Below are 14,727 nucleotides of genomic sequence, written 5' to 3' on the forward strand. Positions count from 1 at the left end.
GTCGCGCTCATCGGCCGAGCTGGCCTGTGAGCTGCTTTTCGATCTCGGCCCAGGCCTCGGCCGGCGATGTCTTGCCGCCGAACATCAGATCGAGCGCGTTGCCGATGATCACCTCGGCCTTAGCCCAGTCGAAGTAGTTGAAGCCGTTGAGTGTGCGATCCTTCAGCCCGGCCTCGTAGATCGACTGGCCGGACAGATAATCCTCGCCCTTGAGCAGTTCAGGCGAGCGCAGCGCCGGCGCGAAGGCCGGAACAAGATGGCCTTCCTGCCAGATCTTCACCTGGGTCAATTCATTGGCGCCGATGAACATCGCCCATTTCAGCGCGGCCTCCTTGTTGCGGGAGACTTTCGGGATGGCGAGCACATTGCCGCCCCAGGCCCCGGTCGTCGCCGGCTGGTCCTTGCCCCATTTCGGCCAGGGCATGACCCGCCATTTGCCAGCGTGCTCCGGGGCCTCCTTCTGCAGGCGGAAGACGGCCCAGGCCGGCACGGCATAGCCGGCGATCTTCGACTCCTTGATCGCCTGGAAGAACTCCGGCGCGTTGTTGCGCGACTCGAAGACGATCTTCTCTTTGCGGGCGAGGTCGAAATAGAATTGCAGCGTCTCGCGCGCGAGCTTGTTGTCGCGGATCACCTTGCCGTCGGCGCCGAAGATCTGCGCATCGCGCGACTGCAGGTACTGCACCAGGTTGGCGACGCCCGGCACGCCGCTCGGGCTCGAGACATGGCCGATGAAGATGCCCTTGGCGGCGAGGATCCGCCCGGCCGCCACCACATCCTCCCAGGTTTCGAGCGGTGCCTTGATGCCGTTCGCCTCGAAGATGTCCGCCCGATAGAAATAGACGGCCGGGTTCTGGTCATAGGGGACGGCGAAGGTCTTGCCGCCGGTTCCGAGCGAGGCATAGACGCTGGTGGGGAAACTATCCTTGAGCGGCGCCATCGCCGCGGTGGTGTCGAGCAGCCCGCCCGTCGGCAGATAGCCATCGAACCGGCGCTGCAGGATCAGCGCGACGTCGGGGCCGCCGGCGCCCGCCGCCAGCGCGACCAGGAACTTGTCCTGCAGATCGAAGGGATTGAGGTTGACGACCTCGACCGTGATGCCCGGGTTCTGCTTCTCGAACTCGCCCTTCACCGCATTGGCGGCGGCGACATGCTCGGTCCAGGCCCAATAGGTGATCTTGGTGCGCGCCTGCGCATTCGCCGCTGCCGGCATCGCAGCTGCGGCGGCTAGTCCTGCCAGAACGGCGCGTCGATCGATCAACGTCATCTCGTCCTCCCATTTGTTCTACAATGTAGAACTTGTTTTATAATGTAGAACATCGTAGGGTTGGGAATTGCGGAGGTCAAGCAGGCGATGATCGAGACTGCTGGAGAGGCATCACGGGACGGCGATCCAGCGCGCGGCACGGCGGCGCTGCAGAAGGGCATCGGCCTGCTAGAGGCGCTCTCAGAGGCGGGCGGAGCCGCCAGCTTCAGCGAACTCGTGCGCGCGTCGGGCCTGCCGAAGGCGACCGTGCACCGTATCCTCGCCGCGCTGCTGGAGCGCGGGCTCGTCCGTTTCGAGCGGCGCGACGACCGTTACCGCTTCGGGTGGAAGCTGATCGAGTTCGCGCGCTTCGCCCAGGCCGATCTCGATCTGCCGACCCTTATTGAGCCGGAGCTCGTCCGCCTGCAGGTCCAGACCGGCGAGACGGTTTTCGTCGCCCTGCCGCACGGTCCCGACATCGTCTGCTCGAAAGTGCTGGAGACGCGCGCGACGGGGGCATCGTCCTCGCGGAAGGCAGCATCCTGCCCGGCTACTGTACCGCTGCCGGCAAGGCGATCCTCGCCTTCGCCGAGCGGGCATTGCGGCCGGCCATATTGGCCCGACTCAAGCTCGTCCCGCACACGGCGCGCAGCCTGGCCGAACTGCCCTTGCTCGACGCACAGCTCGATATCGCCAAGGCCCGCCGCTACGCCGTCGAGGACGAGGAATTCGCCATGGGGCAGCGCTCAGTCGCCGCGCCGATCCTCGACCATGGCGGGCGCGCCATCGGCGCACTGGCGGTCGTCGCCCCCGCCTTCCGCCTGACGACAGAGCGCCTGCACGAGATTGGCGCCGACCTGCTGAAAGCGGCGGCGCGCATTACGGGCCAGGCCGCCTTCTCACAACCGGAAACGAGACGTTCTGCAATGACGACGACGAGAGCGCGCTGCGTGGTCGAGACCCAGGCCTTCCTCGGCGAGGGGCCGGTCTGGAACGAGGCTGAGAAGCGGCTCGACTGGGTCGATATCCTCGCTCCCGCCCTGCATCGCTCGGATCCGGTAGGCGGGACGGATCGCGTCGTGGAACTCGGGGAGCTCGTCGGCGCCTTCACCCACTGCTCGACCGGCGGACTGGTCCTGGCTGCCCAATCTGGCTTTGCCCTGTTCGATCCCGAGACCCGCCTGACCACGCCGCTGATCGACCCGGAAGCCGACAAGCCGAACAACCGCTTCAATGACGGCAAATGTGACTCGCGTGGGCGCTTCTGGGCCGGCACCATGGATATGGGCGTCGCTCCCGGCGCCGGCAGCCTCTATCGGCTCGATGGCGATGGCTCTGTCCATTGCCTGGAACGCGGCATCGGCATCTCGAACGGGCTCGGCTGGAGCCCGGACGATCGGCGCATGTACTTCACCGACTCGCTGGCCCGGACGATCTTCGTCTACGATTTCGACGCCGAGAGCGGGACGATCACAAACCGCCGCGTCTTCGCCCAGACACTCGACCATATGGGCGTTCCCGACGGCCTGACCGTCGATGCGCAAGGCTATGTCTGGAGCGCGCAATGGGATGGTTGGCAGCTCATCCGCTTCGATCCCGACGGGCGGATCGACCAGACAATCAATCTGCCGGTGCCGCGCCCGACGAGTTGCACCTTTGGCGGGCCCAATCGCGAGACGCTCTACGTGACCTCGGCGCGCATCCGCCTCTCCGCCCAGCAGCTCGCGGAAGCGCCGCTCTCGGGCAGCGTCTTTGCCATTGATGGCTGTGGCCGGGGACTGGCCGAGGGCGTCTATTTCTTCGAAGGACAGTAGCCCTACCCGTCAGCTCTGCGCCAGGAGCCGAGTTTGGCATGCTGCCTGGAACCGGACATCAGTACTAAGCCGATCGGAGTTGACTCCCGACTCAACGCCAAACTCGCGAGGTGTGCTTTTAAGCACCAACGTGGCTGCTCTACCGCCGCCCGCCCCGCGCGAGCAGCAGCAGCGCAAGCGCCGCCGCGCCAGACAACGTGACCAAGACCGCCGTGCTTGCTGAAAGCCCCGCCCGCTCCATCATCACGGCAAATCCGAGCGGGGCAGCAGCGCGGATGACGAGGCCTGGTGCCGACAGCTTGCCGAGCATGGCGCCATAGCCGGCCGGACCGAAGAGCTGGAGCGGAACGGTGCCACGGACGATCGAACTCAGGCCCATGCTGACGCCGTAGGTGATCGCGAATAGTCCCGCGATAACGGCAGTGCCACCGCCGAAAGCAAGCAGCATGAATCCGAGCGGCATCAGCGCGCCCGAGACCCATGCAGTGGTCACTGGAGGCACGTTGGTGCCGAACAACATCTCGATGAGCCGTCCGGTCACCTGCGACGGGCCGACCATGGCGCCGAGGGCGACCGCTAGAGCCGCGCTGAAGCCGAAGCCCTGCAGCAGCGTCAGCATGTGAACCGACATGGCCGAGACGACGAAGCCCTGCAGCGAGAACGCGATCGCCAGCAGCACAAAGGAGCGACGGCGGGCCGTGCCGGCAAGATAGGCTTCGGAATCTTGCGTCTCGGTCGGCTGAGTTGGCTTTGCGGCGAACGTCGCCCGGCCGCAAGGCAATAGAAGAGCGTGCAATGGCAGCGCCACGGCGAGATAGCCGACCGCGTAGACCTGGTAGATCGTGCGCCAATCGGCCTGCGCCACCAGGGCGGTTGTGAGTGGCCAGAACAATGTCGAGGCGAAGCCGCCGATCAGCGTCAGCTTGCTGATCGCCCGCCTGGCTCCGGCGCCATGCGCTTGGGTGAGAGCCGTGAACGCGGCGTCGTACAGAACCAGCGTCGATACGACCTCGAGGGCGATCATCGCCGCATAGTAACTGACCAAGCCCTCGGCCTTGGACAAGGCAAAGAGGGATAGGCTCGCCAGCACGCTGCCGATGCTCATCATCCGACGCGTGCCGTATCTGTCGATCAAGCGCCCTGCAAACGGCGCAGCGAGGCCTCCGGCGAGCAGTCCGAGAGCGAAGCCGCCATAGGTCCATTCGGGCGCCCAACCCATGCTCCTGGTCATACTAGGGGCGAGCACGGCGAACGCGTAATAAAGCGCGCCGTAACCGGCGACCTGAGTGATGCCCAGAGCGATGATGAGTCCGATTCCGGTGGCCGGAGGCGGGCTCGTTTCGGAGGTAGCAAGCGTCGTCATTGCGCCTGGGTGGATTCACTCGTTTTTGCGGAGCTGCTGCAGCCGCAACCTGACTTGCCTTGTGCCTTGGCGGAAGCGTCGTCGACGCAGCAGGCGTCTGCGTCGCTCGGAGCCGGCCCGCCACAGCAACCGGCACTCTCAGGCGCGCTCGTGCATACGCCGGTTTCGGGCAGCATCAGCTGGACATTGTCGGCCGCCGCCATGTCGCCGGCGATCGCCGCGACGACCGAACGCACCTGTTCATAGCCGGTCAGCATCAGGAATGTGGGCGCGCGGCCATAGCTCTTGATCCCCACGGTGTAGAAGCCCGGTTCCGGATGGGAAAGCACACGGTGCCCGTGCGGAGGCACCGAGCCGCAGGAGTGCAGGTTGGGATCGATCATCGGCCCGAGTGCCTTGGCACTTTCCAGCCACGGGTCAAGCGCGATGCGCAGTTCGCGGGTCAGGGCCAGATCGGGGCGCTGGCCCGTGCAAACCACGATCCGGTCGACGGTCCCGACCGTGCGAGCGCCCTCCGGTGTTTCACCGTCGAGCGCGAGTTGGCCGTTCGACTGGCGCACGGCTGTGATCGCGAAGCTCGCGACGAGCTCGATGCGGCCGCTTTCGACGAGCTGCCGCAGCTTCTGGCCCAAGTCGCCGCGCGCTGCGAGCTGATCGTTCGCGCCGCCGCCATAGACGCGAGCAAGATTGCTGCCGCGCGTCAGCCAGATCGCCTTGGTGGCGGGCTCCGCTGCGGCAAGTTCGGCCAGATCGAGCAGCACGTTCGCGGCCGAGTGGCCGGCGCCGACAACCACCGTGGTTCGCTTGGCATAGCTTACCCGGTCGCGGCCGAGCGCATCGGGAATGCTGTAGGCGATCCGGTCGCGGGACGTCTCTTCACCTTCCACGGTCACGCCGCCCGCCCCAAGCGGATTTGGTGATGTCCAGGTTCCCGAAGCGTCGATGACCGCCCGCGCAAGCTCGCGGCGGACGCGCCCATCGCTATCGACGATGGTCAGCTGGAAAGGATGCAGTTCACGATCGCGGCTGACGACCTTGTCGACACCGCGCCGGCCGATCGCCTTGACGCGCGCGCCGTACTCGATGACCGGCGTCAGTGCAGGGGATTTCGCAAGGGGCGCGAGGTACTCCCGGACAAGCTCGGCGCCAGTGGGATAAGCGGCTTCATCTGGCGCCTGCCATCCCGCCTTTTCCAGCAGCGAGCGGGCCGCCGGATCGACGTTGTAGGTCCACGGCGAGAACAGCCGAACATGGCCCCAATCGCTGATGTTCGCGCCGGCCGCGGCGCCAGCTTCGTAGACCTTCACGGCAAGGCCGCGCGAGACGAGGTTGGCGGCGGCAGCGAGGCCGACTGGACCGGCACCGATGACGGCTACGGGAAGTTCCCTCATCACAAGCTCTCCTATTTTTCTAGAAGGATCGAATTATCAGGCAAATAAAAAGGCGCCTCAAGCGGCCTGCTCGGACGCGGCGCAGGCTTCGTCAGCGCAGCATTCATCCGCGAGGAAGCCGAGCAGGGCGGCCATCGCAGGGTATTGGGCGCGGCAGATCAGCGTCGTGGCCTGCCGTTCCTGCGAGACCAGTCCGTTCTGCACGAGGCGCTGAAGATGATGCGAGAGGGTCGAGGCCGGGATGCCAAGACGCTCCTGCACTTGGTTGACCGGTAGCCCGCCATGACCAGCGCGCACGAGCACCCGGTAGAGTTCAAGGCGAGTCGGATTGCCGAGCGCCTCAAGCTGTTTTGCTGCTTCTTCGACTTTCATGGAAGTAAACTGCGCCACGCGCGAGAAGTCGTCAAGCCATATTTCGACGATTGTCGAATTATTCGGCGGCCTGCACCTTTCGAACGCCGCTTCCGCGCTCGTACCAGCCCTTCGACCCGTTCACGATCCAGACTACGGTGAGCATGACTGGAACCTCGATCAGCACGCCGACCACAGTTGCGAGCGCCGCTCCGGAATTGAACCCGAACAAGCTGATTGCGGCGGCGACGGCAAGCTCGAAGAAGTTCGAGGCACCGATCAGCGCCGATGGACCGGCCACACAGTGCTGTTCACCGGCAACACGGTTCAACAGGTAGGCGAGACCGGCATTGAAGTAGACCTGGATCAGGATCGGCACCGCAAGGAGCGCAATTACCGTCGGCTGCGCCAGGATCTGTTCTCCCTGGAAGCCGAAAAGCAGGACGAGCGTCGCGAGCAATGCAACGAGCGAGGCTGGGCCAAGCCGGCCGAGCAGGCAATCCAGCGCCGCTTGTCCGCCGCTTGCCAGAACACGGCCGCGAACGAGCTGAGCGACGATCACGGGCAGGACGATGTAGAGCACGACCGATAGGACGAGGGTTCCCCAGGGCACCGTGATCGCCGACAGGCCGAGCAACAGGCCGACGATCGGCGCGAACGCGACGATCATGATCGCATCGTTCAGCGCGACCTGGCTCAGCGTGAAATGCGGTTCGCCCTTTGTCAGGTTCGACCAGACGAAGACCATGGCCGTGCAGGGGGCCGCCGCCAGGATGATGAGCCCGGCGATGTAGCTGTTGATCTGGTCGGCCGGCAGCCAGGGGCGAAAAAGCCAGGCGATGAAGAACCAGCCCAGCGCCGCCATCGAGAATGGTTTGACCGCCCAGTTGATGAACAGCGTGACGCCGATCCCGCGCCAATGCCTGCCGACCTGGCCGAGTGCGGCGAAGTCGATCTTCAGCAGCATCGGGATGACCATCAACCAGATCAGCACGGCCACCGGCAGATTGACCTTTGCAATCTCGGCCGCGCCGACCGCCTGAAAGACGCCGGGCATGACATGGCCGAGAGCGATGCCCACGACGATGCACAATGCGACCCACACTGTGAGGTAGCGTTCGAAAATCGACATGATGACCTCAGGCGCCTGACGCGCGATTGCTTGCACCTTCGAGCGCGCCGATCTGACGAACACGCTGCGCCAGCGCCATCTCGTCGAGACTGGCAACTGGCAGTGAAAGAAGTACGTTGATGCGATTTCGCAGGTAGCGCAGCGCCGTCACGAACGCGCGCTCGCGCTCAATCTCCGAGCCTTCGACATGCGAGGGATCTTCGATCCCCCAATGTGCAGTGATCGGCTGGCCTGGCCAGAATGGGCAGGCCTCGCCGGCTGCCTGGTCGCAAACCGTGATCACCATGTCCATCACAGGCGCACCGGGCGCCGCGAACACGTCCCAGGTCTTCGAAGACAGGCCCGCGATCGCGATACCCTCGGCCTCGAGTACCTTGAGCGCCAACGGCTTCGGACCAGGGCCGCCTTCGCTGCCAGCAGAAAAAGCGCGAAAGCGACCCTCGCCAAGATGATTGAGCAGGGCCTCGGCCATGATCGAGCGGGCGGAGTTGTGAGTGCAGAGAAACAGCACGTTGTGAATGCGGTCAGGCATCGGTCGTGACCTTCGGAGGGCAGCAGGGGGTGAGTTCGGCCAGCAGCGGCGCGCAGATTTCCGCGCGGCCGCCGCAGCAATCCTTGAGGAGGAACGAGACGACCGAGCGAAGGGCGTCGAGGTCGGCGCGATAAACGATCGAGCGACTGAAGCGCTCGGAGCGGATCAGCCTTGCTCGGCTCAGGATGCCGAGATGCGACGACATCGTGTTGTGCGGGACATCCAGACGCCGGGCGACCTCGCCGGCAGGCAAGCCCTCAGGCTCGGCCGTTACCAGCAAGCGAAATACGTCGAGACGGGTGCTCTGGGCCAGCGCGGCGAGGGAAAGGATGACTTGCTCATTTTCCATATGTCGAGACTTATCGACATATGGGATTCAGCGCAAGCCGTATCCGGTCCCGCCCTCAGGCGTCATGTTCGTCAAGCCGGGCTGGTCCCTCTCGCCGGCCAGACTGCCAGGGATGTTGCAGGTCGCGGAACGCTTCGAGAAGGCGAGTAAATTTCGTGCTCTTCGCCCCTGTCGAGGTTCAGCGGGCCGGAACGCGCCAAGAATTGAGCTTGCGTCATCGCCCAACAGCGGACGTCGGCTTTGCGCCCCAAAGCCGTACCGTGAACACGCCCTAACGGAGCTTGGCGATCCCGATGCCATCGAGTTTGGCGCGGTCTTTGATGGATTCTTCGCTGCGGGTCATCGCTTTCGAGATCGCTTTCAGTGCCATGCCCTTCTTGGCGAGCAACTTTAGCTTCTCGAGTTCCTCATGTGTCCAGGGTTGGCGGTGACGTTCGAATCGCTCGCTCACAATCTGCTCCTGCTCTGCCGGGACATCTCCGGCATTCGCCCCATCTATAGCAGCGGTGGCGATGAATTTGGCCGCACGTATAGATGCGTGCCGAGCCTATCTGGCCACTCGGCGCAAATTCCAAGTATTCGCTCTTCTCGGGTGCCGACATTGGATCGTTCGATGACGTCGGTCGATGCCGCCGCTTGCGTTACCTCACCAACGGACCAAGCGCGGAAAGGCGAGGGCGCCGATGCCCGTCACGATCGCGATGGCGAGGGTGTACCAGATAGCCAGGAACGGCGCCGCATCATCGGGGCAATGCACGCTGTAGGCCACCGTGGCGAGGCCCGCCGAGGCCAGGCCGGCGCAAGCTCCCGTGAGGCGCCCGTCTATCGGCGCACCCCGGCGTGCCAGGATCAGCAGGATGACGAGGGGGCACAGCGCGTAGAGCGGCACCGCGACGAGACAGGCGCGCCAGTAGCGGCCGAAGACCAGCGCGTTCCAATGCTCGGCCGGCGCCTGGGCTAGGGTCAACAGGGCCCAACCCGCCGCCAGCAGCAGTGGAATCGCGACGAGCGGCAGAAGCCGCGCCGTCTTCAGCCCGGGACGCAGGCTCCTCTGGAACAGCACGAGGGCAATGGTCGCGACGCTGGTGCCGAGCAGGGCCTTCGCCATGACCGGAAGCGTCATCCACACGCTCGCGAGATCAGGCCGCGTCCCGAGCGTGATAAGGACGAGCGCGACCGTGGCCGCGAGCGCTGCGAGCGCGGCGATCCAGACCGCGCGCCTCAGCCAGTTGGTGTCCACGGGCCGGTGGCTCGCGGTCATCAGGGAGATCAGGTCGTCGGTTTGCATGTCTGATCTTGCGGATGGGTTCGGTTCGGGAAGGAATTCGCGGCAAGCCGGCGAAAGGTTACGGGGCGTCGATGTCGCATCGGGTTCATGTTGGCCGCCGGCCGCGCTTCGACAGGAACTTGGCCATGGCCTGCAAGCCGCGGTGGATCGCGACCTTGGCCGCCGTCTCGGTCATGCCCGCGGCACCGGCCGCCTCGGCCACGCTCGCGCCCTGGAGCTTGACCCGATCGATCAGCGTGCGAGTGCGCTCCGGCAGGGCCTGCATGGCGCGCTCCAGGTCGAGCCGGGCATCCGGAGCGTCGCCGCCCGGCGCGGCGAGCTGATAGGTCTCGTCGTCGATTGGCAGGTTTGCAGCATGACGTCCGCTGCGGCGCAGATGGTCGACGAGCTTGTAGCGGGCGATCGCATGGGCCCAGGCGGTGACCGGGCTCGCCGGATCATAGGTGTGGCGGGAGAGGTGCAGCGCCAGCAGCGTCTCCTGCAGCACGTCCTCGGCCTCGCTCGGTTCGCTGCGGCCGGCGCGCGCCAGCATCTGCCTGAGATAGCCGCGCAGCCGGGCACTGATCGTATCGAGGAAGAGTCGGTAGGCCGCGGCGTCGCCGGCCAGCGCGGCGAGGAAGACCGGTCGCAGCTGCGTTTCGAGTTCAGCGAGTGACAAAAGGTTGAAGCACTTTTCCCGGATGGCAAGACGGAATCCGGCTTATTCCGTCGCATGCCGACACCGGGCTCACAAGCCCGTTACGAGGCGATGAAGCCAGTTGGTCGGCCCGTTGCACTTCGCATGCGAGGAGCGCCACGCTGGCCGCTCGCGGGAGGAGCTTTCAACATGGTGGCGAGACAGCGCTGCCGCCCCTGATGGCTGGGCGCCAGCCTCAAATCCCCGTGAAGATGTAACCAAAGCGCCTCGCCGCGCGATCTCTCCGGCAAGCCGCTCCTGCGGCGCGCCGGAGAGACAGCATGCGCCACGATAAATTTCCCGAAGCCGGCGCGAGCGCCGTCCGAGGCGATCTCGTCACCGGCGCGGACCTGCTGGCCAGCCGGCTCGCTGCAGCGGGCGCGACCCATGCCTTCGGCATTCCCGGCGGCGAGGTGTTGGCACTGGTCGATGCGCTGGAGCGGGCCGGCATCCGCTTCCTGCTCGCCAAGCACGAGAACGCCGCCGGCTTCATGGCCGAGGGGCTCTGGCACGCCACGGGCGCTCTGCCGGTGCTGGTCGCGACGCTCGGGCCCGGCGTCGCCAACGCGGTCAACGTCGTCGCCAATGCGCAGCAGGACCGCGTGCCGCTGATCTTCATCACCGGCTGCGTCGACCAGGCGCTGGCCGAGAGCTACACGCATCAGGTCTTCGACCATCAGGCGGTGCTGCGTCCGCTGGTCAAGGCAAGCTTCCGGGCTGCGCCGGGCACCGAGGACCTCGTCGTCGAGAAGGCGATCGCGCTCGCCAGGCGCGGCCGGCCGGGGCCCGTCCATATCGACCTGCCGATCTCCGTCGCCGAGGGGCATGTCACGAGGCGGCCGCCACCGGCCGTACCGAAACAGCAGCCGGCAATCCCGGCCGATCTCTCCGCGGCGCGCGAGATGATCGCGGGGGCGCGGGCGCCGCTCGTCATCGCCGGGCTCGACCTCGTCAACCAGGATGGCGCGGCGGCGCTAGACCGCTTCCTGACGCTGACCGGCGCGCCGCTGCTCACCACCTACAAGACCAAGGGGCTGGTGCCCGAGAACGACCCGCGCGTGATCGGCGGCGTCGGCCTGTCGCCCAGGGCCGACGCGATCGTGCAGCCGCTGATCGCGGCGGCCGACCTGATCGTGCTCGCCGGCTACGACCCGATCGAGATGCGGCAAGGCTGGCGCCATCCTTGGCCGACCGACAAGCGCGTCATCGACATCGTCGCCGAGGACATGCCGCACGGCATGCATGGCGCGACTCTGCGGCTTGAAGGCGATGTCGGTGCGATCCTGACCTTGCTGGCCGTGGGCGAGATGCCGAACCGACCATGGCCGGCCAATGAGCCGGACAAGGTTCGGTCGCAGTTCCGCGCAGCCTTTGCCGCATCCGCGGCCTGGGGACCGCATGCGGTGTTCGCGACGCTGCGCGAGGCCGCGCCGGCCGGCACCGTCGCAACCGCCGATTCCGGTGCGCACCGCATCCTTCTCAGCCAGATCTGGGCCTGCGATCGGCCGCGCGGCCTGCTGCAATCGACCGGGCTCTGTACCATGGGCTGCGCCCTGCCGCTCGCCACCGGTGCGGCGCTCGGCTCCAGTCGGCCGACGCTCTGCTTCGTCGGCGATGCCGGGCTCGAAATGGTGCTCGGCGAGCTCGCGACCCTGCGCGACCTCAAGCTTCCCGTCGTCATCGTCACGCTCGTCGACGAGAGCCTCGGGCTGATTGCGCTGAAGCAGCGCCAGATGGGTCTTGCCCGCGCCGGCGTCGATTTCGGCGCGACCGATTTTGCCGCGGTCGCCCGCGCCATGGGCGGTCATGGCGTTGCCGTTGAGGATCGCGGCAGCCTGAAGCGCGAGGCGCAGGCCGCCTTCCGGCGCGAGGGCTTCACGCTCCTCGCCTGCCGCATCGACGCCGAGAGCTACCAGGGAGCCTTCTGATGAGCCCAACCCTGCCGAGCGCGAGGCGGCCGCGCGACGAGCGGCTCGACGTCTTCCGCGGCCTGACCATGCTGATCATCTTCGTCGCGCATCTGCCGGCGAACAGCTGGAACGCTTTCATCCCCGCACGCTTCGGCTTCTCGTCCGGGGCCGAGCTCTTCGTCTTCTGCTCAGGCATCGCCAGCGCGCTCGCCTTCGGCAGTGTCTTCGTGCGGCGCGGGCTGGCGCTCGGCACGGCCCGCATCGCCTACCGGATCTGGCAGGTCTACTGGGCGCAGCTCGGGCTGGTACTGGCGATCATCGCCCTTGCCGGCCTGCTCGACCGCGCCTTCGGCCTGGCCGAGCTTGCCAGGCAGTTCGGCCCGCTCGTGGTCGACCCGGAGGGCGCGCTCTTTGGCCTCGTCGCGCTGACCTGGCAGCCCGACTATCTCGACATCCTGCCGATGTACCTCGTCATCCTGGCGCTGGTGCCGGTGATGATGGCGCTGCGGCGCCTGCATCCGGCCTTGCCGTTTGCTCTATCCGGGGCGCTCTATGCGCTGGCCTGGACGAGGGGCCTCAACCTGCCCGGCAATCCCTGGAACGGCGCCGGCTGGTTCCTCAATCCCTTCGCCTGGCAGCTGATCTTCTTCATCGGCTTCTTCACCGCCATGACATGGCTGCCGGTGCCGCAGCTTCGCGACAGGCGCCTCGTGCCGGCCGCGGCCGCCTTCATCGTCCTCTGCCTGCCGCTCTCCTTCTGGGGCATCCTCGAGCATTGGCCGGCGGCGCAGGGCGCTGCGCGACCTGATCCTGCCCGAGGCAGAGAAGAGCAACCTGCACATCCTGCGCGTGTTGCACTTCCTGGCGCTGGCCTATCTGGTGCTGAGCCTGATCGAGCCCTATCGCCAGCGGCTCGACCGCGGGGCGGGCCATCTCCTCATCTTGATCGGCCGGCAATCGCTCGCAGCCTTCCTCGCCAGCGTCGTGCTGGCGCGGCTGCTCGGAACCGTCGCCGAAATGGCTGGGCGCAGCGAGCCGGTCATCGCCCTGCTGAACCTCACCGGCTTTGCGCTGATCCTTGGCGTCGCGGTCGTGGTCGGCTGGTTCAAGAGCGCGCCCTGGGCAAAGCCGACGCCCAGGACGGAGGCCCAGCCGCAGGCGGAGCCCGTGGCGACCGCCCCGCCAACACGGGTCCGTGAAGCGAGTTGAACACCGTTTGATCGGCGCCCTGCGAACTCCCCTGCAAGCGCCTCGTCGAGGCGCCCGAATGGAGCAGCCCATGTATTACGATCTCTCCGGCGATGTCGTCACGGTCGCGAGCGATGCCGCCAGGCTCGCCTGGAACGACACGCTCGAGGCCTTGCTCGCCCATGCGGCGACCGCGCCGGAACATCTCGCCAGGACCTTTGAAGCCGACCCTGATTTCGCGCTCGCCCATGCCGCCAAGGGCCTGATGCTGCTCTCGCTGGCCCGACCGGAACTGCTCGGTGCAGCGCGCGACTGCCTCGCCAGGGCGCGGGCCTCAGCCGCGCAGCGGCCGGTGACGCGGCGCGAGCGGATGGTCGCCGAGGCGCTGGCGCTCTGGCTCGCGGACGCGCCACGCCAGGCGGCGAACCGGCTGGAGATGATTCTCGAAGCCCACCCGTTCGACGTGCTGGCGCTGAAGCTCGCGCACGGCCTGCGCTTCATGCTCGGCGACCAGCCCGAGATGCTGGCCAGCCTGCGCCGCGTCATGTCCGGCTTTAGCGAGAGCCATCCGCTCGCCGGCTATGTCAACGGCTGCTACGCCTTCGCGCTCGAGGAGCAGGGCTTCTATGCCGAGGCGGAGCGCGCCGGCCGCCGCGCCGTGCTGTTGAGTCCGCGAGATGCTTGGGGCCGCCACGCCGTCGCCCATGTCATGGAAATGACCGGCCGCGCCGATGAGGGCGTCGCCTGGCTCGGCGATGGCCGCACTTTTGCTCATGCCAACAATCTGCGCTTCCACATCGTCTGGCACCTCGCTTTGTTCCGGCTGGAGCGCGGCGAAACCGCCGAGGTGCTGCGCCTCTATGACGAGGACATTCGCGGCGAGCAGACCGACGATTTCCGCGACATCGCCAATGGTGCCTCGCTGCTGGCGCGGCTCGACTATGCCGGCGTCGATGTCGGCACGCGCTGGGAGGAGCTCGCCGCCAAGGCCGAAGGCCGCGTCGATGACGGCCGCCTGGTCTTCGCCGACCTGCACTATGCCGTGTCGCTGCTCGGTGCCGGGCGCCATGACGGCGCCGAGAGCATCGCCCGCACGCTGGTCGAGGACTGCCATACCCATCCCAGCGGAGAACGGCGCGAGGCCGCCCGCAACGGCGCGCTTGCGGCCTTCGGTCTGATCGCTTTCCGCGAGGGCGACTATGCCGAGGCCGCCCGCCTGCTCGGGGCCGCTCGCAGCGGGCTCGTCGCGATCGGCGGCAGCCATGCCCAGCGCGACCTGTTCGAGCAGGCCTATATCGAAAGCCTGATCCGCTCCGGAGACCACGACCGCGCGAACCATGTCCTCAGCGGGCGCATCGCCCAGCGCGGCGGTTCCAACCTGTTCGCAGCCCGGAGATTGGCGCAGCTGCGACAGCGGTCAGCCGGCCGCACCGCGGCGCTCGCAATCGTGGCGACGCCCCTCGCCATCTCGCATTGATGCGCAGCAC

General features: G+C 66.7%; 15 protein-coding genes and 2 pseudogenes. 6 read left to right on the plus strand and 11 right to left on the minus strand.

The features are described from left to right. Nucleotides 1-7 precede the first annotated feature (7 nt). Nucleotides 8-1,267, minus strand: a complete 1,260-nt coding sequence (locus tag QO058_RS20290; RefSeq protein WP_284168062.1) for an extracellular solute-binding protein — start codon at nucleotides 1,265-1,267, stop codon at nucleotides 8-10. A gap of 87 nt (nucleotides 1,268-1,354) precedes the next feature. On the opposite strand from QO058_RS20290, the pseudogene QO058_RS31490 reads away from it, so the two are divergent. Then, nucleotides 1,355-1,510 (plus strand): annotated as a pseudogene (locus tag QO058_RS31490) (helix-turn-helix domain-containing protein); the annotation flags it as partial. On the opposite strand, the gene QO058_RS20295 reads toward QO058_RS31490, so the two are convergent. Then, nucleotides 1,448-1,714 carry a hypothetical protein gene (locus tag QO058_RS20295; protein ID WP_284168063.1) on the minus strand — a complete coding sequence of 89 codons (267 nt, stop codon included), beginning with the start codon at nucleotides 1,712-1,714 and terminating at the stop codon, nucleotides 1,448-1,450. The pseudogene QO058_RS31490 and the gene QO058_RS20295 overlap by 63 nt on opposite strands. Nucleotides 1,715-1,764: 50 nt before the next feature. Between QO058_RS20295 and QO058_RS20300 the strand changes: the two genes are divergently transcribed. After that, nucleotides 1,765-3,060: an SMP-30/gluconolactonase/LRE family protein gene (locus QO058_RS20300; protein ID WP_284172966.1), complete on the plus strand. Its 1,296-nt coding sequence runs from the start codon at nucleotides 1,765-1,767 to the stop codon at nucleotides 3,058-3,060. A 139-nt stretch (nucleotides 3,061-3,199) separates the two neighbouring features. Here QO058_RS20300 and QO058_RS20305 read toward each other — a convergent pair whose 3' ends face one another. The 9 genes from QO058_RS20305 to QO058_RS20345 all read right to left on the minus strand — a co-directional run bounded on the left by QO058_RS20305 (nucleotide 3,200) and on the right by QO058_RS20345 (nucleotide 10,124). Beyond that, nucleotides 3,200-4,423 (minus strand): MFS transporter, encoded by a 1,224-nt coding sequence (locus tag QO058_RS20305; RefSeq protein ID WP_284168064.1) that lies wholly within the window; start codon nucleotides 4,421-4,423, stop codon nucleotides 3,200-3,202. After that, entirely contained in the window at nucleotides 4,420-5,814 is a 1,395-nt protein-coding gene (locus tag QO058_RS20310) for an NAD(P)-binding domain-containing protein (RefSeq protein ID WP_284168065.1), read from the minus strand. Before QO058_RS20310 ends, QO058_RS20305 begins: the two co-directional genes overlap by 4 nt. A gap of 57 nt (nucleotides 5,815-5,871) precedes the next feature. Beyond that, nucleotides 5,872-6,186, minus strand: coding sequence for an ArsR/SmtB family transcription factor (locus QO058_RS20315; protein WP_284168066.1), 315 nt, complete (start codon nucleotides 6,184-6,186; stop codon nucleotides 5,872-5,874). 58 nt (nucleotides 6,187-6,244) lie between these two features. Further along, complete coding sequence (gene arsB, locus QO058_RS20320; RefSeq protein WP_284168067.1) at nucleotides 6,245-7,297, minus strand: ACR3 family arsenite efflux transporter; 1,053 nt, start codon at nucleotides 7,295-7,297, stop codon at nucleotides 6,245-6,247. A 7-nt stretch (nucleotides 7,298-7,304) separates the two neighbouring features. Continuing rightward, a complete protein-coding gene (locus QO058_RS20325) occupies nucleotides 7,305-7,829 on the minus strand; it encodes an arsenate reductase ArsC (RefSeq protein WP_284168068.1) in 525 nt (174 codons plus the stop codon). Then, complete coding sequence (locus QO058_RS20330; protein WP_284168069.1) at nucleotides 7,822-8,178, minus strand: ArsR/SmtB family transcription factor; 357 nt, start codon at nucleotides 8,176-8,178, stop codon at nucleotides 7,822-7,824. The genes QO058_RS20325 and QO058_RS20330 overlap by 8 nt, the downstream gene beginning before the upstream one ends. A 271-nt stretch (nucleotides 8,179-8,449) precedes the next feature. Then, nucleotides 8,450-8,629 carry a Myb-like DNA-binding domain-containing protein gene (locus QO058_RS20335; RefSeq protein WP_284168070.1) on the minus strand — a complete coding sequence of 60 codons (180 nt, stop codon included), beginning with the start codon at nucleotides 8,627-8,629 and terminating at the stop codon, nucleotides 8,450-8,452. A gap of 195 nt (nucleotides 8,630-8,824) precedes the next feature. Further along, on the minus strand, nucleotides 8,825-9,466 hold the full coding sequence (locus QO058_RS20340) for an NrsF family protein (protein WP_284168071.1): 642 nt from the start codon (nucleotides 9,464-9,466) through the stop codon (nucleotides 8,825-8,827). A gap of 85 nt (nucleotides 9,467-9,551) precedes the next feature. Then, nucleotides 9,552-10,124, minus strand: a complete 573-nt coding sequence (locus QO058_RS20345) for a sigma-70 family RNA polymerase sigma factor (protein ID WP_284168072.1) — start codon at nucleotides 10,122-10,124, stop codon at nucleotides 9,552-9,554. A gap of 299 nt (nucleotides 10,125-10,423) precedes the next feature. Here QO058_RS20345 and QO058_RS20350 point away from each other — a divergent pair, with 299 nt between their 5' ends. The 4 genes and pseudogenes from QO058_RS20350 (at nucleotide 10,424) to QO058_RS20360 (ending at nucleotide 14,717) form a co-directional block, all read left to right on the plus strand. Next, on the plus strand, nucleotides 10,424-12,070 hold the full coding sequence (locus QO058_RS20350; RefSeq protein ID WP_284168073.1) for a thiamine pyrophosphate-binding protein: 1,647 nt from the start codon (nucleotides 10,424-10,426) through the stop codon (nucleotides 12,068-12,070). After that, nucleotides 12,070-12,819: pseudogene (locus tag QO058_RS31495) on the plus strand (OpgC family protein); the annotation flags it as partial. The gene QO058_RS20350 and the pseudogene QO058_RS31495, both read left to right, overlap by 1 nt. 76 nt (nucleotides 12,820-12,895) lie before the next feature. Then, complete coding sequence (opgC, locus tag QO058_RS31500; protein ID WP_432212073.1) at nucleotides 12,896-13,261, plus strand: OpgC domain-containing protein; 366 nt, start codon at nucleotides 12,896-12,898, stop codon at nucleotides 13,259-13,261. A 58-nt stretch (nucleotides 13,262-13,319) separates the two neighbouring features. Next, nucleotides 13,320-14,717 carry a tetratricopeptide repeat protein gene (locus QO058_RS20360; protein ID WP_284168075.1) on the plus strand — a complete coding sequence of 466 codons (1,398 nt, stop codon included), beginning with the start codon at nucleotides 13,320-13,322 and terminating at the stop codon, nucleotides 14,715-14,717. Nucleotides 14,718-14,727: the final 10 nt, after the last annotated feature.

This window comes from Bosea vestrisii, assembly GCF_030144325.1.
GTDB classification, from domain to species: Bacteria; Pseudomonadota; Alphaproteobacteria; order Rhizobiales; family Beijerinckiaceae; genus Allobosea; species Allobosea vestrisii_A.